Origin of the sequence: Methylophilus rhizosphaerae (assembly GCF_900100975.1) — a bacterium.
In the GTDB taxonomy this organism is placed as follows: Bacteria; Pseudomonadota; Gammaproteobacteria; order Burkholderiales; family Methylophilaceae; genus Methylophilus; species Methylophilus rhizosphaerae.
Genome location: NZ_FNFX01000003.1, coordinates 157,697 through 182,645 on the forward strand (window position 1 = coordinate 157,697; position 24,949 = coordinate 182,645).

General features: G+C 41.0%; 25 protein-coding genes and 1 pseudogene. 19 read left to right on the forward strand and 7 right to left on the reverse strand.

Translation table 11 applies throughout. The features are described from left to right. Position 1: 1 nt before the first annotated feature. Complete coding sequence (locus BLP53_RS07585; protein WP_091471567.1) at positions 2-454, reverse strand: hypothetical protein; 453 nt, start codon at positions 452-454, stop codon at positions 2-4. A 133-nt stretch (positions 455-587) separates the two neighbouring features. Between BLP53_RS07585 and BLP53_RS07590 the strand changes: the two genes are divergently transcribed. Further along, entirely contained in the window at positions 588-1,244 is a 657-nt protein-coding gene (locus BLP53_RS07590; RefSeq protein WP_143001357.1) for a hypothetical protein, read from the forward strand. 191 nt (positions 1,245-1,435) lie between these two features. After that, complete coding sequence (locus BLP53_RS07595) at positions 1,436-3,340, forward strand: LPD7 domain-containing protein (protein WP_091471569.1); 1,905 nt, start codon at positions 1,436-1,438, stop codon at positions 3,338-3,340. Between the two features lie 24 nt (positions 3,341-3,364). Here BLP53_RS07595 and BLP53_RS07600 read toward each other — a convergent pair whose 3' ends face one another. After that, positions 3,365-5,194, reverse strand: coding sequence for a DUF4209 domain-containing protein (locus BLP53_RS07600; protein WP_091471570.1), 1,830 nt, complete (start codon positions 5,192-5,194; stop codon positions 3,365-3,367). A 147-nt stretch (positions 5,195-5,341) separates the two neighbouring features. On the opposite strand from BLP53_RS07600, the gene BLP53_RS07605 reads away from it, so the two are divergent. The 4 genes from BLP53_RS07605 to BLP53_RS07620 all read left to right on the forward strand — a co-directional run bounded on the left by BLP53_RS07605 (position 5,342) and on the right by BLP53_RS07620 (position 8,645). After that, entirely contained in the window at positions 5,342-5,668 is a 327-nt protein-coding gene (locus BLP53_RS07605) for a hypothetical protein (RefSeq protein WP_091471571.1), read from the forward strand. 177 nt (positions 5,669-5,845) lie between these two features. After that, entirely contained in the window at positions 5,846-6,838 is a 993-nt protein-coding gene (locus BLP53_RS07610) for a PD-(D/E)XK nuclease domain-containing protein (RefSeq protein ID WP_091471572.1), read from the forward strand. Next, positions 6,835-7,947 (forward strand): hypothetical protein, encoded by a 1,113-nt coding sequence (locus BLP53_RS07615; protein WP_091471573.1) that lies wholly within the window; start codon positions 6,835-6,837, stop codon positions 7,945-7,947. Before BLP53_RS07610 ends, BLP53_RS07615 begins: the two co-directional genes overlap by 4 nt. Beyond that, entirely contained in the window at positions 7,947-8,645 is a 699-nt protein-coding gene (locus BLP53_RS07620) for a hypothetical protein (RefSeq protein WP_091471574.1), read from the forward strand. The genes BLP53_RS07615 and BLP53_RS07620 overlap by 1 nt, the downstream gene beginning before the upstream one ends. A gap of 104 nt (positions 8,646-8,749) precedes the next feature. Here the strand turns inward: BLP53_RS07620 and BLP53_RS07625 are convergent, their stop codons facing one another. Beyond that, positions 8,750-9,409, reverse strand: a complete 660-nt coding sequence (locus BLP53_RS07625) for an Abi family protein (protein ID WP_091471575.1) — start codon at positions 9,407-9,409, stop codon at positions 8,750-8,752. 286 nt (positions 9,410-9,695) lie between these two features. Here BLP53_RS07625 and BLP53_RS13570 point away from each other — a divergent pair, with 286 nt between their 5' ends. Together BLP53_RS13570 and BLP53_RS07630 are read left to right on the forward strand one after the other, a co-directional pair. After that, positions 9,696-10,154, forward strand: a complete 459-nt coding sequence (locus BLP53_RS13570; RefSeq protein ID WP_143001358.1) for a plasmid fertility inhibition factor family protein — start codon at positions 9,696-9,698, stop codon at positions 10,152-10,154. A 133-nt stretch (positions 10,155-10,287) separates the two neighbouring features. After that, positions 10,288-10,980 carry an AbiU2 domain-containing protein gene (locus tag BLP53_RS07630; RefSeq protein ID WP_091471576.1) on the forward strand — a complete coding sequence of 231 codons (693 nt, stop codon included), beginning with the start codon at positions 10,288-10,290 and terminating at the stop codon, positions 10,978-10,980. Between the two features lie 411 nt (positions 10,981-11,391). On the opposite strand, the gene BLP53_RS07640 is transcribed toward BLP53_RS07630, so the two are convergent. Both BLP53_RS07640 and BLP53_RS07645 read right to left on the reverse strand, forming a co-directional pair. Further along, positions 11,392-11,937, reverse strand: coding sequence for a hypothetical protein (locus tag BLP53_RS07640; RefSeq protein ID WP_091471577.1), 546 nt, complete (start codon positions 11,935-11,937; stop codon positions 11,392-11,394). A 325-nt stretch (positions 11,938-12,262) separates the two neighbouring features. Then, complete coding sequence (locus tag BLP53_RS07645) at positions 12,263-13,546, reverse strand: HNH endonuclease signature motif containing protein (RefSeq protein ID WP_091471578.1); 1,284 nt, start codon at positions 13,544-13,546, stop codon at positions 12,263-12,265. Positions 13,547-13,838: 292 nt separating this feature from the next. On the opposite strand from BLP53_RS07645, the gene BLP53_RS07650 reads away from it, so the two are divergent. From BLP53_RS07650 to BLP53_RS07660, 3 genes are all read left to right on the forward strand, one after another. Next, positions 13,839-14,723, forward strand: a complete 885-nt coding sequence (locus tag BLP53_RS07650; RefSeq protein WP_143001359.1) for an FRG domain-containing protein — start codon at positions 13,839-13,841, stop codon at positions 14,721-14,723. Between the two features lie 146 nt (positions 14,724-14,869). Then, positions 14,870-16,534: an SIR2 family protein gene (locus tag BLP53_RS07655; RefSeq protein WP_218119029.1), complete on the forward strand. Its 1,665-nt coding sequence runs from the start codon at positions 14,870-14,872 to the stop codon at positions 16,532-16,534. After that, positions 16,531-17,943 carry an argonaute/piwi family protein gene (locus BLP53_RS07660; RefSeq protein WP_091471580.1) on the forward strand — a complete coding sequence of 471 codons (1,413 nt, stop codon included), beginning with the start codon at positions 16,531-16,533 and terminating at the stop codon, positions 17,941-17,943. Before BLP53_RS07655 ends, BLP53_RS07660 begins: the two co-directional genes overlap by 4 nt. A gap of 299 nt (positions 17,944-18,242) precedes the next feature. Here the strand turns inward: BLP53_RS07660 and BLP53_RS13900 are convergent. Then, positions 18,243-18,407: pseudogene (locus tag BLP53_RS13900) on the reverse strand (helix-turn-helix domain-containing protein); the annotation flags it as partial. A 23-nt stretch (positions 18,408-18,430) separates the two neighbouring features. Then, a complete protein-coding gene (locus tag BLP53_RS07670) occupies positions 18,431-18,748 on the reverse strand; it encodes a helix-turn-helix domain-containing protein (RefSeq protein ID WP_091471581.1) in 318 nt (105 codons plus the stop codon). A gap of 129 nt (positions 18,749-18,877) precedes the next feature. Between BLP53_RS07670 and BLP53_RS07675 the strand changes: the two genes are divergently transcribed. From BLP53_RS07675 to BLP53_RS07710, 8 genes are all read left to right on the forward strand, one after another. Next, entirely contained in the window at positions 18,878-19,519 is a 642-nt protein-coding gene (locus tag BLP53_RS07675; protein WP_091471582.1) for a hypothetical protein, read from the forward strand. Positions 19,520-20,033: 514 nt separating this feature from the next. Next, the gene (locus tag BLP53_RS07685) at positions 20,034-20,429 is read left to right on the forward strand and encodes a hypothetical protein (protein WP_091471584.1); all 396 of its coding nucleotides are present in this window, start codon (positions 20,034-20,036) and stop codon (positions 20,427-20,429) included. A gap of 76 nt (positions 20,430-20,505) precedes the next feature. Continuing rightward, the gene (locus tag BLP53_RS07690; protein WP_091471585.1) at positions 20,506-20,976 is read left to right on the forward strand and encodes a hypothetical protein; all 471 of its coding nucleotides are present in this window, start codon (positions 20,506-20,508) and stop codon (positions 20,974-20,976) included. Positions 20,977-21,072: 96 nt separating this feature from the next. Then, positions 21,073-21,543 (forward strand): hypothetical protein, encoded by a 471-nt coding sequence (locus tag BLP53_RS07695; RefSeq protein WP_091471586.1) that lies wholly within the window; start codon positions 21,073-21,075, stop codon positions 21,541-21,543. 322 nt (positions 21,544-21,865) lie between these two features. Further along, positions 21,866-22,021 (forward strand): hypothetical protein, encoded by a 156-nt coding sequence (locus BLP53_RS13655; RefSeq protein WP_176755237.1) that lies wholly within the window; start codon positions 21,866-21,868, stop codon positions 22,019-22,021. 147 nt (positions 22,022-22,168) lie between these two features. Beyond that, the gene (locus tag BLP53_RS07700) at positions 22,169-22,579 is read left to right on the forward strand and encodes an antirestriction protein (RefSeq protein WP_091471587.1); all 411 of its coding nucleotides are present in this window, start codon (positions 22,169-22,171) and stop codon (positions 22,577-22,579) included. A gap of 123 nt (positions 22,580-22,702) precedes the next feature. After that, positions 22,703-23,344 (forward strand): hypothetical protein, encoded by a 642-nt coding sequence (locus tag BLP53_RS07705; protein WP_091471588.1) that lies wholly within the window; start codon positions 22,703-22,705, stop codon positions 23,342-23,344. Between the two features lie 115 nt (positions 23,345-23,459). Further along, positions 23,460-24,938 (forward strand): hypothetical protein, encoded by a 1,479-nt coding sequence (locus BLP53_RS07710; RefSeq protein ID WP_091471589.1) that lies wholly within the window; start codon positions 23,460-23,462, stop codon positions 24,936-24,938. The last annotated feature ends 11 nt before the right edge of the window (positions 24,939-24,949 follow it).

The window sequence follows — 24,949 nt, forward strand, 5'->3', positions numbered from 1 at the left end:
CCTATTCTTCGTAATCGTCTAAATTAACCTCTTGTGATCTGGCTTTCTTTAGATCAGCTGGGCTAGAGATCTTGGGGCTTTCCCCTGCAGTAGGTCGGTTGGTGATGTTGTTAATACCGGCTTTAAAAGGCTGGGTAGCTGAAGTACTTGTGAGGGTTGTAACTGATGAATTGCCCAATTGGCTCTCTGTTGGATTTACGTACTCATTGGTTGAGCGCTTATAACCATGCTCCTTATCTAAGTCCCGTAAATAGACCCTAAACAACTCTACGCTAACGGGTAACCCACGAGCGCTAAACCAGGTAACAACATCCTTTGCAGACCAGCCTCCCTCTTTTAACTTGCGGTCAATTTCTGAATACAGTTTTCTCATTTCTCCTTTGATAGTTGTTTTATCAATGTCATTTGCGTTAGCAAATTCGTTGGGGTCGATCTCCTTGAACTTTCTACTCATACCATTTGCTCGTCTATTAATTAAGGACTAATGAAATACTAATAAGTATTAAATGACCTTTTAATTCCTTTTAAATAAACATATAATTTATTTAGTAACATTTATTTGTCCGAAATATAAAGGTGGTGGGAATATGCAGGAAATGGACGAGTTGAGTCTTCAGTTAATGAGATGGCATCATGAGAAGCTGGAAAATGACATCCAGTACATGGCTGAATATTTTGAAAGCGAGAGCAAAAACTGGACTTGTTTGGAGGAGGCGGACGCTTGGTATGCCCAACTAGAAATTAATAAAGCTCAGCGCAAAATTAGCGAGCTGAAGCTTGAGATTGAGAAGCAGGAAGCTTTAATTACTCAATCTGAACGAGTTATCAGACGATTTAAATCCGTAAGTAAGGAAATAAAATCAACTAAGGGCAAAGGTAGACCTGAAAGTGATGAGTTTAGGGTGAGCATTGGGAAGAAATTTGTTTCTAAATGGGTTTTATCTTTAATGGAGATTCTTGAGGTAAAAAGTTGCCAGAAACTGGAGCAACTGATTAGCCCTCATTCTAAAAAATTAGAAACTGACAAAGTTACCAAGGTTTTGACAGAAATAACTGTGCCTTCTAAAGCTTCAGAGCGGAATTGGAGGCGATGGCAAAAAGGCGAAGCTATACCAAATTACAACACTTTCGTAATCTTGATGAGTACTAGAATTGACTTTGGAAAATATAGTGGAAAGTTATTACAAGATATTCCAACTACTCCAAGTTCAAGTGAGCTCCAAACCCTATTGAGATTTATCTGACCAATTGAATTTTCTTTAATATGGTGCAAGTCACTAATTATTAACTAATAAGTAGCTTATTGTTCACTAACTTTACACACTTCTACGGCCTTCTTATAGTTTGCTTACTTTTTTAAAGTAAGCGCGATTCCCCGTTTCTCACTGCGTGAGGAAACGACGCGCAAACCCCGAACGTCAAAGGAGTAGCGTGTATGGCCAGTCAGCATTTCAGCGTTAAAAATGGCAAGATTGGTAGGGGACAAAAGCACGCTTCATATATTGCCGGTCAAGGTAGATATGCAGAAAAAGCCGATGTGATTTTTGTGGCCGATGTAAACATGCCCAGCTGGGCACGTGATGGCGCTGACTTCTTTGGTGTCGCGGACAGAATGGAAAGAGACAATGGGCGAACCTACACAGAGTTTGAGTTTGCGATACCCCGTGAAATTGTTGATCCCATCGCCTATGCAAAAGAGTTTGCAGTCGAAACCCTAGCTTCCAATCATCCTTATCGCCTGGCTGTTCATGACAAACAAGCTTCTGATGGGGGCAGAAATGTCCACGCACATTTGATGTTCACAGAACGCAAGCTAGATGGTATTAATCGTGATGCTGATCAGTTCTTTCGGCGAGCAAATTCAAAATCTCCTCATAAAGGCGGAGCAGCCAAGGATCGTAAATGGCATGAAAAGCATATGGTCGAAAATATGCGAAAAACATATTCCATTTTTGCGAAATTGCATGGAGTTGATTTAGACCTCAGAAGCAATCTTGCTAAAGGTCTTGGTGAAGCAGAGCCTAAAATTGGCCCGGTACATGGTAGGACAGAAAAAAACTCAAACCGCAGTAATTTAGTATCAAAGGTTGAAAACCTCCGAAATAATCGAATGGATGATGGTGGGGGCGATGTGCTTGATAACAAGCTTCGGCATGAGTTGGAAAAACACTCCAAAGAGCGAAGAAAACAACTATGGATGACATTTCATAAGCAGCGTAGCGACAATTATTTAAGGCTGACTGAAGAGTTGAAGGTGTCTTACTCATATCAGAAGCAAAAGATCGAATTAATTAAATCGACCTATGTAAAAAGGCGATCTGACATTAAAAATAATCCAGGCTTGAAATATGTTGAACGTCGAGCAGCAATCTCAATTGCGAACATGGAGCGAATTACACAAGAGTTGGAAGTTAAAGCTGAGTTTGAGGCTATTAGGGACGTCATTAAAATAGAGCAAAAAGAACACTACTTTGAGAAATATCGTCTTTTTCTAGAGGGTTACGCAAAGCAAGGTGATGAAGTGGCAAAGGCTGAGGTTATGCGCCTAGTAAAAAACAGGCCTAAGCTCAATCTCGAGCAAAACAGTATTTTGACTACAGGTAGTATTAATAAGTTAAATCCAGCGGCATTTAATCTCAAGTTTGAGATCAATAGGGGAGGTCTGGTCACATATAAAATTCGTGGTGTAGACGTTATCAAGGATACCGGTAAACAAGTAGATTTGCTGAAAACAGATGCTCTGACAGTTGAGGCTGCTTTGAAACTAGCTCAAGCAAAGTTTGGGAATAAGTTAACATTGAGCGGGCCAAGAGAGTTTCAAGAGCGTGCGGCATTGGTGGCAGCTCAAAAGGGACTGAGGGTAGAGTTCACAGACCACTCGATAAACCAACTTATGAATAAATATAAAGGTGAGTTGGAGATGCAGCGTCATTTGGAGATGGTTGAAAAACACCTGCTTAGAGCTGGTAAACAGTTAAAAACTACTGATGCCATAGGACAAAGCACTCAAGTAGTCATAAGGCAAAATGTTCACCTACGGAATGATCAAAAATATCTCTTAAATAATTTTGAAATTAGCTTTAATGATGCAAAACGTGTTGCTGAATCTTATGGATTTGAATTCATAAAACCAGGTAATAGTAGCTACTCTGGAACTGTGATTGAAATCACTGCCCATCATGCGGTTCAATATTTAGGTCGGAATCGGGTGGTTATCCACGAGTTGGCCAAAATCAACGGCGATCAATCACTTATTAAGGGTGCCAAAGTTGAAGTAAGCTATGTGAATCAAAAACCAATCATTAAGATTGGTCAAAGTCACAAACCAAATACCAGATAATCTGCGCCATTATGATTAACCTTGTTATTGCCGTTTTTCATCTACCTTTTTAATAAGGCAACGTAAGAGAATTAAGGAATGAATTACATGATTCGCAGTATTGCTGTCCAACAATTCCGCTCGAATTAGTCCATGAGCTAATTCATTTCTCAAATTGATTCCTCTCGCGTCAATATAAAGCGCCTTGAAATGAAAAAGAATGTCGCTATGAATTTTTTGCTCTATTAATGGGTGGTGAAGGACGTCGCCTAAACCAATAAACTTAAAGCCATTAACTTCTCTAGCTGGTTTAATTGTTGAACCACCCAAGCACCTGAGTACTTCTCTAAGTGCTGCCTCAACTTGGGGTACAAGGATATGTATGCAGGTTAGGTAATCTTTTTCAAACCAAGCAACTATTCCGGCTTTAATTAATGAAAGTTTTTCCTTTGGGAACAAAGGAGAATGTTCAAAGTATTCTGTTAAAGATTCAGCGTTTAGATTGTGATGACTTAAGACTCTCTTCAATACCTGATCTAACCATAAGTTATTTAAGTTAATGCTAGTGGTAGCTTGATGAATTAATCTTCCTTCAAGATCGTCTTCAATAGATCCAATAGTTGCGACTGTTAGCCCATCTTGATTTATTAAGCTGATACCAATTAATGCGGAAAGAGGGGCTTCTTTAGCGGACTTATGTACGAAGTCTTTCAAATCGTTTTTTCTGAGCATGAAGTGAATAGCAAGTAACTCGAGTGAATTCTCTTTAGAGTCCGTAAGAAAATTCTGTACATACTCATCCATTTCCGTATGTGATACCTCTATGGAAGTCTCGAAAGTCGCCATGCCGTTATCTGGCTCTTTAAAGCGTTTGTAAATTAACTGCTCAATCCTTGCAACATCATCTAATAGACCCGCTTCTTTGTAGCGAGGTATTAGATCTTGAAGCCAGGCGATGGCTAATGTTGCGTTGGCCAGTTCTGCTGCACTTTCAAATGCTTTACAAGACAAAACGATTGCATTTTTCGCCTCATCCTTCTGTCCAGTCTGGGTGTACCAGCGTTGCAATCTATCTGCGGCTAATGTTGAGAAATGTGGATCAAAATTCCCTTTATTAGAGGAGTCTGAAGTCACTCTTAGGGTATTTTCCAAAACCTCAATGACAAGTTTCTTTTCGTCGTCATTAATTTGCAGCGCTATTGAGTTTTCCCACATAAGCTTATCAAAACGACTCCACATCCATTTTTCGCCAGATTTGATTCGAGTTTGTGTGAAGTTAAGAATTGCTTTTCTAACGACCTGGATAAGGTCTCCATCTTTCACGCTAATTGACAACGCTAAGCTTCTCTCCAATCGATCCCATGCAGTAAATTCATGTTCGAACAGATTTTTTTCAACACTTTCAACGTATGCATTTACAGCTCTAGTACATACTTCTTTGGATACTGTTCGCTTAGGTTCATTTTTATGTTTAATTTGCTTGTTAAAATACTTCCCTACTTCCCAGATCAAATCGGAATAGCGCGCTTTAAGAACTGGGTGCTTAACATCTTGTGAGCGAAGATTCCAATGCTCTAAGATTTCAGCATCAATTAGCTTAATATCTGGAAACAAATGTGTTTCTCCAGATTTTGTTGTGACGCTACTTAATTCGTGCCAAAAGATTCCCCATACTCCGAAATCTTTACCGCGCGCAGGTTGAAAATTGAAAGCATAGATTTCGGCATCAAATGCTTTGCGTTGAGCTGGAGAAAACGTATCAACATCTGCAACTTTGTTAAGTTCAGATGCTACTGAATGCTCGTCTATCGGTGGCATTCTTTGATCAAAAGTATCTAGTACCTCTGAGAGTGAGTTTGGAATCTCGATAGACATCTAAATCTTCCTAATAAAATAGTGATTTTTTTAAATTTTTTCAGCGACTACCTAGAAACAACTCTACCAAACATTCAATCTATTTGGGTATTATCGATTTATAGTTAGCCTTATAAAAAATCCGATTAATTTTCTGGGGGAATTGACGTGAGTGAAGAGTTAGAAGACAAACAACAAAAAGATGAAACTAATTGGCAGCCACTAGTTGATGCGCTCGCACCGCATGCAGCAGAATTGATTAAAAGCTTCATTGAGCGAAGTCACGAGGCTAGCGTTGGTAAAGCGACCTTAGAAAAATACATTATTGGATTAGGAGCACTAGTTGTAATTGTTGTAGGGGGGTGTAGTGTTGTTGCTGCCTTTCAAGGAAATTATGATCCTGCAGAGCGTCTACTTATACCGCTGATTAGCTTTGCCGGTGGATTGGGAATTGGTGCACGGCTTTCGGGAGGTGGAAATGCCAATAAAATTTAATGTGGACTTAATTTAGTACGGACACTGTGCTGACCTGAAGGCAGCTTAAAGCTTATTAAGTTTTAGTTTAGCGCATTAGGAATTGTATTTTTGTGGCATAGATAGATGTTGTATTGTAATGTTAGATTTCTAGGGTGTGCTTTTGTTTATTAATAAAAAAATAAGGCTAAACGAATCATGTCAGAAACAATCAATATTGCTGAAGTCGCCGCCAAGTTATCTAAAGATATTTTTCAATATTTTAATTGGGAATTTCACCCCAAAATGGATGACAACTTTGAATGTACCAATGAGGATCATAAAAGTGATGGGGGTTCTCCCAAAATCTCACATCCTGCCGATGTGATCTTTTTTTATGAAGATCCGTACTTAGGAAAAAAGATATATCTTCTTACTGATCTAAAAAGTTATAAAGTCGATTCGATTACATCTACTAAACTCCGTGGTGCTTTTAAGTCAATGTGTATGACAGTCGAATGTGCGAGGGAGTCTGCAGATTTGAGGTCTAAATATTCCATTCCTTCAGATGAACCATATGAAGTGCGAGGAATGTTGTTTGTCCATAACCACGACAATGAGTACCAAAAGTCTTTTTACGATGCCATAAACAAAATAGATTTATATTCATTGCCTATTTCACACGGTTCAATATTGCATTTTTTGGGGCCTCACGACATCCAAAGACTGTTTAGTATTGCTAATGATATCTTGCGATTGAGAGGACTGGGCGAGGCACCAAAAGATTACACTTTTTATTATCCTGATTTGGTTATGAATCGAAGGCAAAGGGATATTTGGGGGCAACCAGCAACTGTGGAGTCACTTACTGGACCCTACTTAATAATCAGGCATAAGGCAGCTGATAACTTCGGTCCTGGTTACCTGATTTATTACAATCGAGACGGAACAACCTCAGAAGAGTTCGAGTATTTGCTAGACACTTTATCGCGCTATCAAATGCTTGAGTCTGAGGAAAAAATTAGAATTAGAGTAACAAATACAGAGTCAACGGATGATTTGAAAAGTGTTTTTCATTTGGCCAAGAAGAAATATGTAAAGTCTTGGGGGTTTGATAAAACTCGAGAGGCCTTATTAGATAAAATACAAATCGACAGAATCACTAGCGTAACTGCTACTTATAATCCAGGAGATATGGGGTGGCGCGAATGAAAAATAACTCTCATGGAGCATCACTTTATTACGCTACGGATAAAAATGTTTTTGATGCATTAAACCAGCATAAGGTGGATTTGCAAACCATTTTCAAGTTATTCCAACGTCGAAATATCATTGTTAGTAAAAAAACGCCTAGAGATGAGTTAGCAAATTATTTTGCTAGATTGGGACATGATTACTTTGATCATAAAGACATTTCTTCAAGGCTTGGAATTACACCACGTAGAGAACGAATTACTTCAATGGATATTATTGGCCAGAATGATATTGAGTCAGTTAAAGCCGCGTGTAGTAAATTGCAACATGAATTAGAAGCGGCCGGCGACGTAGTGCAAGTCACTCGCGATGGGAATATTTTTACAATGAATGTTCAGTATTCAACCATTGATTACAAGCTCAGTGAGTTTGCCCAAGTGCAAGTTAGAGACGGAATTATTGAGTTTGAGAAAACTGCAGATGGCTATATTGTTCGAAACACGCATAATGATTATCTGAACAATGTACGTGACAGCATATTAGGCAATTTGGATAAAGACACAACTCAACCACTCGAGAGAAAAGCGGTATCTTTATTCGATATAACAAGCCCAAAATTGAGATCAAAATTTTTTCATGATCTAGTAAGTAGCCTTCCTGGATTTACTCGAAAAGATGTAACTGATGTTTTTGTTTATAAAGCTATGCCTGAGCTGGAAGAGGGTGATGAAAGCGAAGATGAAACGACAGATTCTGATACCGATAATCATGTTGAGCGAGTTGCACTGAGAGGTTTTGGTGTCACTCGCTCTGAAATTTTAAATAGGCTATTAGATAACAACCTATATTACATAACTAAAATTGGATGGACGACCCAAGAAAACACAGGTGTGGGTAATGTTTATGACATCGAAGCTGTATTCTCCGATCCGAAGGATTGTACTGGTTTTTCATTTATATTGAGTGGTGTATATCCTTTTGAGGACGGTGCATTATCCACAAGAAGAAGGGGTCCAACCAAGCAAGAAATTGATTCGATTTCTAGAGTTGTTGAAGCTAAAGCTCGTGCACTTGTTATTGAGTTAAGACAACAGTTTCAAATGCAATCGACTACGGTGACTGAATAATGTTAGTCAGATATCGTTGGTACAACATTCGTCTACCTAAAGAGATGGTCAGTTTGTCCGAAGTTCTTTTACAACGTCCCTACACCAATGAAGGTAATTCAGGGTTTGCGATACTGAACAGGGATGCGGAGAAATCTCCATTTAGATTTTATTGGAAGACTAAAGTAGTAGTTACAAGTTTTGATTTAGACGGAAATGTTTCCTATTCTGATATTCTGAATGTCAATTATGTTGACTTTAGTGTCATTGATATTCGTGGTAATTTGTTTATCAGAGTAGATAATCCTGGCAGAAATATTAAAGACTTATTGAATGCTATCGAGTCTATTGTGGGGCTCGGTTTCATAAGTGAGCCAGTGTCATTTACGAACTTTGAACCCATGAAAGTGTTCGTAGATGCGGACTCTATCAAATTAATTGGATTAAAAGTTAGTGATGTTGTTATCGCTGAAGACTTAATATCTAGAATGGAATTTTCTTCAAAACAGGGTATCGACCCCAATGCACTAGTTGTTCTCCAGGGATCTAAATATAAAGTGGACACTGGTACGTATGAAATCACTTACGAAAGTGCTATGGGTCAAATATCAGTTTCAGCTGGCGGATTGGTAAAAATAAACGGTCAATTAGCTCCAAAATTGTTGCACCAGGTGGAAGACTACCTGCTATCAAGTAAGACGGATAATATTAATCGATGAGTTCAACAAGGTTTTTCAAAGTGCAAGAAACACACCACTAACAAAAGAAATAAAGCTAACAAGTAAGTTTTGTTTTAGAAATACTAAGCGAATAAAACAATCAATTATGGGCGATTGGCCAATGTTTGAGTGAATATTTCATTTTCCAAAAGCATATAGTGACTGGCGCTACAACGCATTTCAATAATTTCTTTAATAAGATCAAAGTCACTTTGAGTGTTTCGTTGAAAAATTGGCTCATGGTGAGCTACTCTGTTACGTAGAGTTTTAATCTGCGTTAGGGAGTGATATATATGAAGCCTGACCGCACTCTCACTCAATGCATGAGGGGCATTAGGAAAAACTTTTCTTAACTCATTTCCCCAAATTCGTCCTTGATGGCGCTTTGTAAACATATCTCGCCAAAAAGCAAATTTAAGCTCCGGAATCGTTTTGCCGATAAGTTGATGTTGAGCTGCTGTGTTAATAAGATCGCGGCGAGGCGAATACGCTGCTTTTGGATCGGGAAGACTTAATATAAATGCATTGTTTTGATGCCAGTTAGGCCCATATGTGTTACTAATTGCCTCTGAAACGGCATTTCTAAGCACAACTTCTAGTAGCGCTATAGGTAGTAGCAAAGAGGACGAAAGGTTTGCATTCCACAAATACAATCTAACTGCATCTGAATCACTGCCGCCAGCAACATTAGCATGAAAACTAGTGAGCCTAGATCTTGTGATGGTCTCGCAAATAAACCCAGCCATTAGTGGTGTAACAGGCATAAGTGTTGACAAATGAGATAATTTATGTATAATAATTTAGGTTAGCTAGAGGAAACGCGGACTTAAGTCTCCACCTTTAGACATACGAAAAAACAAAGAAACCCGTCGTTTATGGCGGGTTTTTTCATTTCAAGAAGCTAAACTAGTAACTGCCAAAACTGCTCTTAATCGATTATAACGTATAATCATTTAAGAAGAGCACTATTAGATCCCAGCTTAAGTAGAGAAGCATTTCCTCAGTGTTTCTTTAAGACATTCTTTAAAATTCAACTAATAATAAAGACTTATGGTCACTCATACTGATGAAATCTGGACGGTTCCTTTAGCTGCCAATCACACGCCATATAACTTTGTTAAGTTGAAACGTCGTTTTGATAGAAATGATTATTGTGTAGTTGTTGTTGATACTGCAGCATTCATGGAGTGCTTTTCAAGAGAAATGCCTGGATACATAATTCCAACGGTTGATAGATGGCAGTTAGACAGAAAAGAAGCTATACAAAAATTTCTTGATCCCAACGGAAATGGTGTGCCTGAAATGCCCGTAGTTTCATTTGAACTATCATCCAGAAAGAAATGGTTTGGTCTGCTTCAAGATGTGGTAGAAGGAGTGATTTCATTCACAAATGGACGTCATAGGTCACGTTATCTGCAATTTTCTGGGGCTAAATGTTTTCCAGTTCAAATCAATATCTCGTCTGCCGAAGAGTTGCGCAAATATTGCGGCTGCAGTTGTTGCAACTAAAATATGGTAGACGATATGAGGCTTTTTAGGTGTCGGCAACGTTTAACATGTCTTTGAACCTCGTTCCCTGTGGGCGTAGGGCGCTGCGCGATAAAGCCGCGCAGAGCCGGTTAGCACTACGTTAAGGCGCATCATGTCCGCATCCGAACGTACGGCCGCACAAGCGAAGACCGATCACATCGCCAAGATGGGTGAAGAGATTGGTACAATCTACAGCGCACTTTGGCAAGAAGTAGCCTGGATCCACAAGAAGTGGGCTCAGTATGTAGCGTTGTTCGGCACCAACCCTGAGCGCATAAACCTCTTGAATCAGGCTGCGCCCTCAATGATTCGCACGGTTCAAGATACTCTCTGGGAGGATGTGCTTCTTCATCTAGCTCGGCTGACCGATCCACCAAAGTCTATGGGCAAGGCAAACCTCAGTGTGCGCCAGCTTGCTGCACTGCTGGCCAGCTCCCCCATCGGTACGAAAGTCGAGTCTCTCACCGCCACTACCCTTGCTGCTTGTGAGTTCGCACGAGATTGGCGCAACAGGAGGCTTGCCCATCGTGATCTCGATCTTGCGCTTGGCCAAAGTGTTCAGCCACTTGCTCCTGCATCTCGCGCAGTTGTCAAGGCTTCATTAGCCTCTCTGGAAGAATTGCTGAATGCAGTATCTCTGTACTACCTGGATTCAACAACCTTCTTCGACCTCGGCCCAGGCGGAGAAGATGCCGTCTCTCTCTTGTATCTGTTACGCGATGGACTTCGGTTCAGAGACGATCGCATTGCGCGCATCAAGCGTGGAGAGCACAGGCCAGATGATTTCGAACGTGAGGCTTTGTAGCCGAATGGGCGCTAAACCATCTCAAGTAGGACGCGCAAAATTTGCCCCTTTCTTCAAGCGTAAGATGTTTGATGTCATTACTCAGGCACAATCGTACAGAGATACAACAAAAGTTCAACGCTATAGTCAGGTGACACATCTATTTAGTTGCATAACGTAATTTAAGTATATGTATTGTTGCGTAATGGTAAGCATAGTGCCTCAACAATGTGGACTCATAATCCGTTGGTGCTGTGTTCGACTCACAGAGGGGCCACCATTTACAGAGACTCAAGGTTAACGCCTTGGGTCTTTTTTGTTTGGGATATGAAGGTAGGCGGACTTTTAATCCGTTTGTCGTGGGTTCGATCCCCGCACACCCTACCAAAACACAAAAGACGGCTTGCAGAAATGTGAGCCGTTTTTCTTTTCTCAATGCTCTACTGAGAACTTAACTTGGCGAGTGAGTTTTTTAGTCAGTTTTTTGATTTTTGTTGTTTCAGTAATCAATTCCTCAGTTTTACCAAGATACCAATCACGTATTTTCTTTAGTGCTTCCACACCTTGTTCCAATGCACGTATGTCCGCAATCCCATCAACATGATTCAATCCAACTTTAGACCTTAAAGAGCCTTTACTTCTCATCCAGACAATTTTCCTTTTTCCACTTACATACCAAAAAGAATGTACAACTGAATTCCTAAATTCTTCAGCGGCCACCAAAGAATTTTTGACCGCTTTGATATTCATTTCAGGCCAATTTTTCCATCGCCGAGTCGGATAAATTTCACAAAAGAAATCAACTTTCTGTTTGAAACTCATAGCAGCAGAAATCCGATGCACATCTTTATCTTCTTTGAGCAGTAAAAGCTTACCAATGAAATAAGCAAGGTCGTTTTCAATAAACTGAAAGCTGATAACTGTCCCTCCAATAGCAATTTTTAATTTATCTGTTTTAATTAATTCATCGTTGCACATTCAGTCACCTAAGCATTCATCATAACTTTTCTAGTTTAAGTATTTGAACACAGCTTTTCAGTTTTCAGAATTTAACTATTTTCAAGTAGGTGTAGTTTTGCAGCTTTTCAGAATTCCGGCATTTCAGGATTTTTTAGCCGGTTGGCCCGTCAGTATTTCCCCAAAACTCGCTCACTGTCGCTCCAAAGCGGTCTCATAGTCTCACACCTTGAGCCATAGGCAAGCAATCAGAGGCTGGCGTTTTGGCGCCGGTAATCCCGGTGGTAATAGTTGGCCGTTATGTTGGCTTGGCGTTGGAGTTTGAAGTTGTCCGGGCGGGAGCAAGTTAAATTGGGTCATTTGCTCGAATTATTTTCTTACCCATAAATTCCTGATAATGACTCAAAACTGATTGGTCAAATTGGATTTCACCACTCTCAGTGATAACCATTAATCGATTATCGTAAAGTGCATGAAGATCTTTTCTTAGTAGATATCCATCGTTGGAGGTGTTGTGGCCCAATCTCCAGTCTCTATCTTGTTTATGTGCTGCATCAAGAGCCTTTACTACATCGCACCCGCTCACAACACATTTACCATTACATGCTAAAAATACTCTTCGTCTAAAAGCTGCCTGGTCTGGTCGCGCTTCTACAGTGACGAATCTTGCAGCTTTAATTTCAATTTCATTTGTCTCTGCCTCATTGTTCGAAGGCTCTTCAAAATTTTCCCTCCAATAGCTGTAAAGAGCCTTCCTTTCTGATTCATCATCAGAAACACCAAATTCTTTCGCAAAACCTGAAGAACATAACCCTGTTTCTTTACTAACAATCAATGCAGTAATTATCGGTTCATTCATTTCTGCAGCTTGATGACCTAAGAAATCCATTGCGTGCCTTAATGAAAAACGATCTACACCAAAAACTTCTCTCATTTGACTGTAGGTCACCACGCTTTGTTGTTTGGCAATTTTAATTAACCAATTTCTCATTGACGGTAGTTTTTCTTTATAAGAAATTTTGTCTTTTTTGTTTGTTTGAGATTCCTTCTTTTTTATCAAAGCAACAATTTGTGCTTTAACCTTAGTCCCTACATTTCCGGCAGGTTTTAAACCAGTGATCCAGGGTTTATTCATTTCATCTAGGACAGCAGATATATTTTGCATGCGATATTCAATCGACTTTACAGAGCGGCCCAATTTTTCAGCCACGCGCCTGTAAAAAGACAATTTGGAATATGGTAGCTGCGCTGCTTCAAGATTAATCATTTCGATGTATGCGTCTAAGGCTGTACTGAGTTCATATTTATTCCAACTAAATAAATTTTCTTCCTCATCAATTTTGGAAAGAAAAGGTTTTCCATCAATGCTTGGATTGAATAATCTAAACCTACTCTTATCAATTTGGTATAAAACATCCTCATCTGACTTTGGATTGTGATGCAGCCGACTTGGTGCGTTGATACTGAAGCGAACGAGATGAGCAGAAATAGTACCTGCTTTGATCTTCGGGTATCTAATCTTGAACCAAGCTAATGCTTCTTCTCTGTCAAATGAATCTCTAAGAGTAGGAGCGAGGTCAGCTATCATCTCTTTGATTAATACCCTAACAGGCTTTGCGTAGATAGCCATATATGTGCTTTCTTATTTTGATACTTCGATTCAGGTATGTAACACTTTGAATATCAGGAGCATAAAGGTTTTCGGTTCCCTATTACTAAAGATAAGCGTAGTTTCTTATGGCTAATACTGAATCTGCAATTAAGCCATATATGAACAATATTGGAACGAGTTATAGCAGGGTAAAAAGTCGTGATCAGTAAATTCAGGTTTTAGAGTTTTACATTGAAGTGCTTATACTCCTGTTTAGCAATATTGAGATCAAAAGCAATAAACCCTAAACTATCTAAAAAGATAATTCTAAATGTCGCCTAAAATTGTTAAATGTACTTGCGCCTTTGATTTCTTTCAAAAGGTGGAAAAGATGAGCCAACGAAATTGGATTTATAGGGGGCATTCTAAATACAATGTTGATCCTGGGCATGTGGATGACTGGAAACTTCAATCAAGTTTGCATAGGTTTTTAAAAGATCACAGAGGAAATATTCTAAAAACATCAAGCTGGTACCCTCGAGAAAAAGCACTATTAAATCGATTCTCTGGTTCTGCTCATATTCATTTAGCTCACATACCAGCAAAAACTGATCGTCTTCAATGGCTGGCGTTAATGCAACATTATGGAAGTCCAACTAGATTACTAGACTTCACATTTAATCCTGCTGCGGCTTTATTCTTTGCTATACGAGAAGCAAAACCTAACTCAGGTCCTTTCAGTATTCACTCGTTGCATCTTGATACTGTTCGACAATGTTCGAGAGAGGCAAGAGGGAAGTTAAAGAAATATAAGGGGAAAACAGTACCTCTTAATCCCAGTCTTGACGAGTATGGCATTGGTGCCAAAGCATCTGAAATTGATTTTGTAGGGTTTATTGATGGTTCTTTGCTCAATCCTAGACAAGAGGCCCAAGACGGTCTATTTATGGTGCCAAGCAAGATCGATCTGGATGTCGAAGAGTGGCTAAGCGAGAATTTACCAACAACTAATAAACTACTAGTTTATAAATCACCTTGGGTTGAGTTTGTGTTTGAAAATAAGAATGATGACTACTACAAGATAGTTAAACAACTGGTAATCGTTGGGATGACAGCGAAAAAACTTTTTCCAGGTCTCGAAGGTATCAGTGAAGCTACTAAGTTTGCTTGGTTAGATGTTGCAAAAAATTTAGAACCATATGAACTGAATAATTAAATTTAAAACATATACAGCGCAACAATCAATTAAGGGGGCTAGTAGTGGATCAGGGACAACTGACTGGAGTATTCTGTGAGCGTCCTCAGAACTTTGCATGGTTTCTCGGAGCGGGTTCATCCAGAACCTCTGGATTGCCAACAGCCATGGATATCATATGGGACTTAAAGCGTCGGTATTACTGCAGTGAAGAAAACGAGGACATATCAAGGCAGGAAGTACAGATCGAAGGCATTCGGACGCGTATTCAACAATATATGATATCCAAAGGATTCCCGGAAGAGTGGGCACCTGAAGAATACACTTCTTATTTTGAGAAAATATTTGGTACAGATAAAGAGCGTCAACGGCGCTACCTTAGCGGAATCCTAGCAGAAGATAAGGCAACTCTATCAGTTGGAAACAGAGTACTAGGGGCATTTCTCTCCTCTGAGCTCACTCGAGTAGTGTTCACTACGAATTTCGACAGTATTGTCGAAAAAAGCGTCGCTGAAGTCAGTGGAAACTCAATTTCTGCATACCATTTGGAGGGTGCACACTCCGCAGTACAGGCACTGAATAACGAAGAGTATCCAATTTATTGCAAGCTCCACGGTGATTTTAGGTATGACAGTATAAAAAATCTTACAGAGGATTTATCAAACCAAAACCATGACCTCTCGGAATGTATGAAGGTAGCGAGTAGTCGTTTCGGTTTTATAGTCGCCGGCTACAGCGGAAGAGATGCCAGTATCATTGCTTTATTTAAAGAAGCATTAGAAGGGCATAACCCTTTTCCGCATGGCCTCTATTGGACTGGAATTAAAGGCTCCAGGGCTCCATCCGTAGTGAAAGAGCTGATTGAATTTGCACTGAGCAAAGGAGTGAAGGCCGCATATGTTGAGGTCGAAACTTTTGACTCCCTTATGCTTCGTCTTTGGCGTAATACACCGAACAAAAAACACGGGCTGGATGAGAAAGTCCGAAAATTTGAGGTAACTGAGGTATCCATTCCATTAGGAAACCCAGGTGGAGGAAAGCCACTTCTTAGACTTAATGCACTACCACTAACTGAGATTCCGACAACATGCAATAGCCTAACTTTCGACTCACCAAAGCAATGGTCGGATTTAAAAGATGCTCAACGAAAAGCAGAAGGGCGATTGCTATTAACTAAAGCAGAAAAGGTTTTGTGCTGGGGAACAGAGTCGGATATTCGGGCAAACTTTCAAGATGTCAGAGCTATTGAGCCATTTGATTTCAATGCACTATTGGAAAATCTAGAGGATAATTTATACATCAAAGGAATAATTGAAGAGGCATTAAGCAAAGCGATTGTTAACGGTAAACCTCTCATCTCAAGGACGAATAAACAAAATTCATTTGTTATCGTAGACACATATACTGAAGATCAATCTGTATTTAATGAGTTGAAAAATGTTGTAGGGCAGGTTTATGGAAAAATCCCTGGTTTGCAAACGAAAATAGATCAATTCCACGATACGTCCGAACCAGTTTTTTGGGCAGAGGCGTTACGCGTGTCCTTTGAGAGAAAGGAAAACAGGAATTGGCTTCTTATCGACCCAGATATTTGGATTTGGCCAAGCCGAGCAAGGCACTTGGCGGTGGATTTTCTGGATCAGCGGCGTAGCGACCGATACAATAAAAAATACAATGAAATCCTTAATGCATGGACTCATCTTATTCTCGGCACAGACGCTAAAAATATATCAGTATCATTTTCCGCATTCATGTCTGGCGAAAAAGCCGAGAATCCGTCATTTTCTATTAACACAAGAACCGGATTTTCACAGAGAGCTCTATCCAAATGAGTGCAAACTTTAGCGAATTATCAGGTTACACAGCATTACCCGAACCGGATTTACTCTTTGCAGGGAACGGAAAACATAAACACCCTCTGTTGGGATTGATTCAGCATGGTCCGTTCGGCCTAAAATATGGCATGCCAAGCAAGTTGCGTCTAGCGCTTGTGGAACCCCGCTTAGGTATTGGAAAGTTGCTTTCCTTGGTCGAAGAGTTGAAGGGTAAGGCTCAGCCCAAAGAAGCAAAAAATTATTATCCAAATTATCCTGGATTTTCCGATATATTCAGAATACCTATTGCTGAGATTGACAGCCGCCTTAAGCTTACATTCCCAGATAGCTTAGAAGCTCATGCCCGTATTGGTGCGAAACTTGAGCTGGCGAAAGAATTACTTCAGTGTCTAAGTCAACTTAAACAGATGCGTAGTGATTTTGACGTTGCGCTTTTATATCTTCCCGAGCATTGGGCTGCATGCTTTGAGGGAGAAAATTTTGATTTTCATGATTTCTTAAAAGCATTCTGCGCACCGTCAAATATACCTATTCAAATAATCCGACAAGCAAGTCTTGATCGAAAGTGCCGAGCAAATGTTTTATGGGGATTGAGTGTGGCTTTGTACGCGAAAGCCAACGGAGTTCCTTGGAAGCTTGCTGGGCTACGGCCAGATGAAGCATATATTGGAATCAGCTATGCGATAAAGACCGATCAAGCAGGAAACGAATATTCGACTTGTTGCAGCCAGCTTTTTGATCCTGATGGAACAGGGTTTCAGTTTGTTGCTTACGATGCAACGGAGTATACGAAGGACGCTCGCAAGAATCCTTATTTATCTTATTACGAAATGCAATCTGTACTCTCTCGTAGTTTAGAGATTTATCAGAGAGGACATTTTGGGCGTACTCCCAGAAAAATAACAATTCATAAAAATACTGAATTTAAGGAAGAGGAAATTCTGGGCGCATTAGATAGCTTTCGAGATGGAACAGAAGTCGAATTGGTACAAATTGTGAAAGCAACGGACTGGAAAGGTATTAGGTTCGATAATAATTCACCACCAAATGCCTATAACTACCCTACGGCCCGAGGAACATACATACCACTATCGCAAAATGAAGCCTTACTTTGGACACAAGGAAGCGTGCAAGGAGTCCATGTTGAAAGCCCATCATACAATGTTTATAAAGAGGGGGCGCTTAAGCCGACACCGTCTCCCGTTTTATTACGTCGTTTTACCGGTACTGGTGGTTGGCATGAGACTTGTGCAGGCATTATTGGACTAACTAAAATGGATTGGAACAACAATACACTTTACAAAAAACTCCCTGTCACGCTTGTTTATTCAAAAGCGTTCGCACAAATAATCCAACAAAACCCAGATATGATTGATAGCGTATATGATTTCCGCAATTTCATGTAAAGCTTTCTTGCCTGGAATCGTCGCATTCCAAGTTTCAGTTTTTCAGCATTCCGCTACTTTTTCGGTTTTTCAACTTCTCACCCTCACGCCAACACCGAAACTCACCCACTCGCAGCACCAAATCCTGTCCTCGGTTGCACGCTTTGAGCCATAGCCAAGCAATCAGCGGCTGGTTGATACGAGGTAATCCCGGCGGTGATCGTGGGCCGTTATGTTGGCTTGGCGTGGGAGTCGGAGCTTGTCCAGGCAGGGAACTGTAATTCTTATTATTCAGAAATTATTAATTGAAGGAGACTAAATCAAATCTCGCAACTAATCAGTAAGTCACTAAGTTTTATCTCTAAAGCATCTGCAATCTTCAGCAGATTAATCACCGCGACATTATGCTCGCCACGTTTTACACCACCGATGTAAGACCTATCAATGTTGGCCTTATCTGCCAGCGCTTCTTGAGAACAATTTTTGGTAGCCTCGCGCTTGAGTCAAGTTATTTCGAGTCTTCGAGTTGTTTTTGCAACTCGACAATAAATTTTGATTTAGCAGTGCTATTTAAAGTGTTGATGATTGCTAGAGGCTCTTTAAGCTCATCTTCGACTATGAACCATGCTGGAGGCTTCTTAAGTGCTAATGCTAGCTTAAAAAGCATGGATATTGGTGGGGTATGCCTCGCATTCTCATACTGGCTCATGCGGACTTTAGCTGTGGCCTCATCAATGCCAGCAAGTACGCCTACGGCTTCAAGAGTCAATCCTAGCTCTTCCCGAGCTTCTCTCAAACGCTTAGCGATTACTTGTTCTGGTTTCATTCTAACTCTGTTTTGGGTGAGTTAGTTTTCTACACTGTTGGCCTATTAATTTCGTTAAGTTATACTTAACTTTAAGTTTTAAGGCTTATATTAAAGATAGAGCCCTACCTAAAAAGAAAGGAAAAATAATTGAGAATCTTTGCTACAAGCCTAATTGTCTCCGGCCTGATCATTGTAGTGTCAGCGTTCAATATGCTGAATGGTCTAGCCGGCAACCTGTTTGATATTGTTTTATTAGGAGAGCGATACACTTATCTCGCGATCGGTGCATTTATCACCTTATTGGGTGGAGTGCTGTTTGCTGCTCAGCCTAATGAAATCCGTGATGATCGACCATTGCTTGATAAGTATCTTTCTTATTGGGAAGCGATTTGGCATGGTGAAAAAATCATGGCCGCTGCCGTTTTTCTGGTGTTCCTGTCACTTCTATTGCCCTGGCAGCTGACAGAAAATATCGATTATGCAGCCAGGCTACAGGTGTCTTATGGAGGCGTATTACTGATTGCTGTGCTCTGGAGTTATCCGTTAGCGGCAATCTTATTAAGACAGTCCTTAAAGCCTGCACGTTATCTGCTTCTCAACATCATTTCGTTTCTTTTGCTTATTGAGCAAATGATGATTTACACCTCCCATTTCATTCAATTTCAAGGGGAAGGGCTGCATCAGCTATTCAATGTCCCCACAGGTGCAGCTTTATTTTTATATGCCAATCTTCTTTGCTTCAGTGGCATTGTTTTTGATATGCAGCAGGAGGGAAAATTATTTGATTAGGAATATATTGGTGCCAACGCTATTAAGAACACACACTTTACTAGTGTGTATTTTATCCATTACGTTCATGCTCACAGGCTGCGGGCTCATTCCCAAAACACCTGGAAAATGGTCACATCCAACGAACAGTCAAGCGATGATCAAAACAGATCATTATCAATGTGTGGATGAAGCCTGGAAGGCATATCCCAAGAAAATGGGTTACGTTCAAGCTCGGAAAGGGTATTGGGAGGATGCTAAATATGCAACGACGAGTTGTCAGTACAACAAATATTCCAAAACGACATATTGTATTTACACTCCTGCTACCGATAGAACTTGGATCCCGCCTGAGATGATTGAAGGAGACGAGAACACTATTGATCGTGCAAAAAAATATTCAGCATGCATGACAGCCAAAGATGTTTCATATCAGTGTATCAAGAACAATAAAATTGTAGATGGCTCATGGTGTGGAAATTACACTGAGTAGCTAGTCACAAAGGTAACACTAAATGCCAAATCCAGCCCGGGGTTGGCTTTTTTATTTAAGAAAGGACTAATTATTACCAAGAAAAGAACCTACACCTCCATCATCAACCATGCAGCTAAAAAGTCGGTCGATATGGCAGATAATGGGTTGGACAAACTGACTACTGCTAACCGTCCATTTGTGAGTCGAAATGCTCACTTTATGGCTGACTGCATTTCGCATGATATTCGTGGGGCAATTATTGATTACCAGCAGCGCAGATATTTTGCGCGAAGAGGTGATCCTTCAGGTTTGTTAAAGGACGTCATTAGGCTTATCTGGGATGTGGTCTGGGGATTTATTGGCCCATTAATCTATGCAATAGCGATGACGCTCGTTTATGCAGCTGTATCTGTCAGTGTGTTTGGTTTGATCTTTTACCTGCTCTTCATTCTGTAACCAGCAGTTCAGGATTTCAAAATCGCAGCCCGTATGCCGAAAGGTGTGCGGGTTTTTATTTCTGCAAAGGAGACCTATGGTCGAAATTAACAGTTTCAAACAAGCACATCAACTCTACAAAACTAACCAGTTCCCGCTAGTCGCTATTCAATACCTGGCTTTCATGTTCATGAATGCCTGCCAGGACATCCCACCTAACATCAGCACTTATACCGACATTAATACTGACAGCCTTACCTGGCTATCAGGTCAACTATCAGCTAAGTTCAGTTTTAATGAGTATCTCGGTGGGGATGCATTTATCTGTGAATCTGAGACTGACCTGACAGCTATTGTTGCCTTCGATCAAGAATGGGCTGATCAACACGGAAGATGGCCGAATGTGACTGATAAACATTTGGCGTGGGACATATGCACCATCCTCCACAGTGATTGGGCAGTCTTCGGCTATTGCTGGAACAATGCGGGTGGCGATATTTACTACATCCCAAAATCACTATGGGCGAAAGCCAGAGTAAATGAACACCGCGAGCTAAGTTGTAGCTAAATCCCACTGCGGAAAAACCAGCATCTTATATGAAAGCGCAATGCCTTCATTGTCCCGTTTCAAATTCAATCACTCATTAATTTTAGGAATAGTTTTATGAAAACAAAACGTATCGTCAAAGTGGGCGAATGTCTGAACCTGTCCGCTAAATTCAAGCTGATTTATCACATCGGTATTGATGACCAAGATTCAATCATGATCCGGGTCGCAGAGAATGAAGGGGGAGGATATTTCAGTGATGAATGGGTCAAGCTGGACACTATTCTGACTAAACTGGAATCAGCGAAAAAACCACTCACCTCATTCTCACTGCATGGCATCTTTGAGGGAAAATCAGCCAATACACCTGGCTTTATTTTTGCAGTGCTGTATGTCGAAGGACTGGTAGAGCGTGACTTGGATAATCCACGTGTCTATGTCAGTTGTGACCCTAAGCCTGTTATTGAAGTAATAGAGGCACTTATCAAAGCAGGCACTGATATCAAAGTCAGTAACATCCATGATGGTGCCAAAACCTCTTCATCAAAATCAGCTCCCACTAAAAAGCAAAACTCCAACAAGTCCTAGCTTTAAGCACCATCACCACTGTGACGGAGAATAAGTCCGCTACTCCAGCAATACACCCTTCCATTACACCAAGCCACACAAGGCTTATTCAGCACAACCCTCAAGATTCAAGTTAATACCGACTTAATACCGAGCCGGAATCTTACCGTGCCTGCCTTTCTGGCAAGACCACTTTCAACATCAATTTTACTTTGGAGACCCAAATGTCTTTTTACACCCTGTTCATTATTGGATTGCTATATCCAACCCCCTTATGGGCAGTTGCTGTTGTCGCCCTGATTCTTTTGCTTTGTTACTTCAAATTTAAATAAGGAGATTCACCATGTGTATTGCTAACCAGAATTACATTATTCAAGCCATTGAAGCTGTGCTGACCTGGGATATTTCAGACGACGCTGTTTCATCCGCCGTGGCTGACCAGGCCAAGTTAATGGCTGGCTTTGATTGCGAGCAGTCATACCTAGACATACAGCAGTAAAAGTCTCGACACCTTTTCTTTACTCCTTGCCTCACTAAACCATCCAGTCCATGACACGCATAAACATCAGCTTACTGGCTGAGGCATTGTCACGTCTGTTGGTTTGGTGGGGCAGAAGGTCCTCCACTTATTTTTTGAAAGTACTAAATGACTAAAATCACCGCCGCATTGGTCCCTGAAACATTACGCATCACTATCCCTGCCCAGCACTTTAAACAGCATTTCCCATTTAAGATTGAACCAGCCATTTACAACATCGCCAGAATGCTTTGCCCTGGATATCAGGGAGCTTATTGGGACTTCTATACGCTAAGCAATAACGGTTTCTTCATGGTGCCTGACATAGATGAGCCAGTTAGGATTGTTTGTGAGAATGGTTATGAAGGCCAAGTTTCCAAAGAGGCGTTCGGCATTATTGTTTGCTTGTATGCCTACAGTCATTTGTCATTTACGAAAATCTTTGCACTGGCTGCGATGAGCAGCGAGCACTTCCATGCGCTACGTGACTTTGCATTACAGCATGCTGAGGCGGAGGCGATTTTAGAGTCAGTGGACTAACTCCATTCGCTGACTCGACGACCTGACGTATTCGACGCTAGCCTAGGTGCCTTATACTATATGGCTTGGCGACGAATCGTCGGGTGCGTCGGTTCGCATTGATAAAAAATCTTAAGGGAAATTATGCCGGTGATATATGACGAGGAGTGGGGTGGATATCGCGTTTTATTGAATCCACTTTTAACAATAGAAGAAGCCGTGATTGCCTTATTGGGTCATCCCTTAAAGAATTACCCATTTATCTACTATGATGATCTAGGTAACCATGAGGACACACTCACTTTAGTCGATTATTTAAACAATGAGTTAGACAGTTTGGGAGATGATGAGTCAGTACGTGATAACGTTTTCGTCCGCGATGCACTCAAATGTCACGAACAAATTTTGGATGCTATAGAGGGTGGCGATCTATACCTTCATGATCATAAATTAAGAGCAATTAAGCTTGTAGCCTGGGCTAAAAAGAAAGGCTATACCATCAATTTGGAAGGCCTGATGGTAGAAGTGCAAACGCTGACAAATATATCCGAAAGACGTGTGCCTATCTATCACATACGCAAAAAGGAAATTCTCAACGCATTGACTGAGTTAGGTCATAAAAATCCCCAGCAACTTCCGCGACAAGCACAGGGACATAGGGGCGTTAAAGCGGCTGTCAAAGATTTAGTGCTAAAGAAAAAAGCAATCTTCAAATCGACTAAAACCTTTGATGATGCATGGCAACAAATGCGGGACGAGGACATCATCGCTGAAGCTACCAATTAAATTCTTGTTCTATTCTGGAGTATCCCCAAAAAAAGTTTAGAGGGGATACTTGCGGGGGAGGACACCCCCGGTCTTAAAGTGCGCATCCCTTCAACAACTTCATTAAGGAGTTAGGATGCAAAATCCAATCAGCAATATCTCCAGCCCAGCTTCTCAAGGGCTACTCAATACAATATTAAAAGCCAATGTAAACATTCAAGTGTTTATGGACCAACACAGGAATGAGTGCGCACTGATGCTCGATATGCCAAATGCGTATTCCGAAAAAATTGGGTCCAAATACCTCAATGGCCATATCCGTCAGAAGTATGCGGCAGTAGGGCAAGTGCTAAAAGCTAAAGACCTCGAGGATATCAACGAGCGATTGAAAGGGGCTGCTCAGATTTCAGGGCTGCAAGCGAATACCTTTTATCGCGTGGCAAAAACAGAAGCCGGTATTGAAATTGATCTGGGCGATGAATATCAAAGACGCATCTCTGTGCAACCTAATCAAGTTGCGTTTATTGATGCAGACTCTAAGTCCATGTTCACGCGTAACCAACATATGGGAGCTATTTCATTGCCTCAAGAAGTCACAGCTGGTGATGTGTCGAAATTGGACCAGTATTTGAATATGAGTCCTGAAGCCAAAGTATTGGCCTTAGCTTGGCTCACATTCTCAATAGCACAACCAAAAGTGGACAGTAGCAAGTTTCCTATTCTGGTCTTAAGTGGCTCACAAGGGACTGGCAAAACGGTGATGTCAAAATTGCTGTTGCAGTTTGCTGACCCAAGCAGTATTGGGGTTCGTACATTTCCAAGTACCCGCAAAGAGTTAGCGATTGCTAGTCAGTCTAGCCACGTGCTGGCTTATGACAATCTGCGCTTTCTTTCACACAAAATGGCTGATGCACTCTGCATTGCTGCTACAGGTGGAGCAATTACCACGCGTCAGCTGTATACCGATGCTGATGTCATGGTCATCTCATTACATGGCGCTGTCATTCTGAACGGGCTGCACCCATTCATCAGCCAGAGCGATTTGGCTCAACGCTGCGTAACGATCGAATTGCTGCCTATCAGCAAGGCTAACCGTAAAGCAGATGCAGATTTCCAGCAGCAATTAAAGGCTGACTTTGTAGATATTTATTTTGGGTTATTAGACCTGATTTCGAAAGTATTTGCGGTGTTGCCTAACGTGAAGCTTAAAGAAGCGGAGCGTATGGCGGAGTTCTCTAAATGGTTGGCGGCAATGGAAGTGGTGCAGGGTGCTCCAGAGGGTACTTATCAGAAGTACTACTCTGACCAAGTCGTAGAAGGTCAATTGGATGCTTTGCAGGATAGCGTATTTACGAGTGAATTATTGAATTTCGCAAAGGCACAGGTGGGAGATTGGATAGGTACCCCCACCCAACTTTACCGAGCATTATCTGACGGTGTTGTATGTGATGGTAACCGTTACCGTGATTGGCCGGATAACCCAATAGCGATGTCGAAGCGCTTAGTCTCTCTGATGGCTTCCCTGGAGGCACAAGGGATTAGGTTACAGATGAAGCGCGGCAAAGAGCGGCAGATCATCATTAAGAATTTGGATGTTGAAAACGAGCTTTACTAAATAGGTGCTGT

Coding starts and splice junctions, on each gene's coding strand:
- BLP53_RS07585 (WP_091471567.1), bottom strand. CDS start 454: ATGAGTAGAAAGTTCAAGGAGATCGACCCCAACGAATTTGCTAACGCA.
- BLP53_RS07590 (WP_143001357.1), top strand. CDS start 588: ATGCAGGAAATGGACGAGTTGAGTCTTCAGTTAATGAGATGGCATCAT.
- BLP53_RS07595 (WP_091471569.1), top strand. CDS start 1,436: ATGGCCAGTCAGCATTTCAGCGTTAAAAATGGCAAGATTGGTAGGGGA.
- BLP53_RS07600 (WP_091471570.1), bottom strand. CDS start 5,194: ATGTCTATCGAGATTCCAAACTCACTCTCAGAGGTACTAGATACTTTT.
- BLP53_RS07610 (WP_091471572.1), top strand. CDS start 5,846: ATGTCAGAAACAATCAATATTGCTGAAGTCGCCGCCAAGTTATCTAAA.
- BLP53_RS07615 (WP_091471573.1), top strand. CDS start 6,835: ATGAAAAATAACTCTCATGGAGCATCACTTTATTACGCTACGGATAAA.
- BLP53_RS07620 (WP_091471574.1), top strand. CDS start 7,947: ATGTTAGTCAGATATCGTTGGTACAACATTCGTCTACCTAAAGAGATG.
- BLP53_RS07625 (WP_091471575.1), bottom strand. CDS start 9,409: ATGCCTGTTACACCACTAATGGCTGGGTTTATTTGCGAGACCATCACA.
- BLP53_RS13570 (WP_143001358.1), top strand. CDS start 9,696: ATGGTCACTCATACTGATGAAATCTGGACGGTTCCTTTAGCTGCCAAT.
- BLP53_RS07630 (WP_091471576.1), top strand. CDS start 10,288: ATGTCCGCATCCGAACGTACGGCCGCACAAGCGAAGACCGATCACATC.
- BLP53_RS07640 (WP_091471577.1), bottom strand. CDS start 11,937: ATGTGCAACGATGAATTAATTAAAACAGATAAATTAAAAATTGCTATT.
- BLP53_RS07645 (WP_091471578.1), bottom strand. CDS start 13,546: ATGGCTATCTACGCAAAGCCTGTTAGGGTATTAATCAAAGAGATGATA.
- BLP53_RS07650 (WP_143001359.1), top strand. CDS start 13,839: ATGTCGCCTAAAATTGTTAAATGTACTTGCGCCTTTGATTTCTTTCAA.
- BLP53_RS07655 (WP_218119029.1), top strand. CDS start 14,870: ATGGATATCATATGGGACTTAAAGCGTCGGTATTACTGCAGTGAAGAA.
- BLP53_RS07660 (WP_091471580.1), top strand. CDS start 16,531: ATGAGTGCAAACTTTAGCGAATTATCAGGTTACACAGCATTACCCGAA.
- BLP53_RS07670 (WP_091471581.1), bottom strand. CDS start 18,748: ATGAAACCAGAACAAGTAATCGCTAAGCGTTTGAGAGAAGCTCGGGAA.
- BLP53_RS07690 (WP_091471585.1), top strand. CDS start 20,506: ATGGTCGAAATTAACAGTTTCAAACAAGCACATCAACTCTACAAAACT.
- BLP53_RS07695 (WP_091471586.1), top strand. CDS start 21,073: ATGAAAACAAAACGTATCGTCAAAGTGGGCGAATGTCTGAACCTGTCC.
- BLP53_RS13655 (WP_176755237.1), top strand. CDS start 21,866: ATGTGTATTGCTAACCAGAATTACATTATTCAAGCCATTGAAGCTGTG.
- BLP53_RS07700 (WP_091471587.1), top strand. CDS start 22,169: ATGACTAAAATCACCGCCGCATTGGTCCCTGAAACATTACGCATCACT.
- BLP53_RS07705 (WP_091471588.1), top strand. CDS start 22,703: ATGCCGGTGATATATGACGAGGAGTGGGGTGGATATCGCGTTTTATTG.
- BLP53_RS07710 (WP_091471589.1), top strand. CDS start 23,460: ATGCAAAATCCAATCAGCAATATCTCCAGCCCAGCTTCTCAAGGGCTA.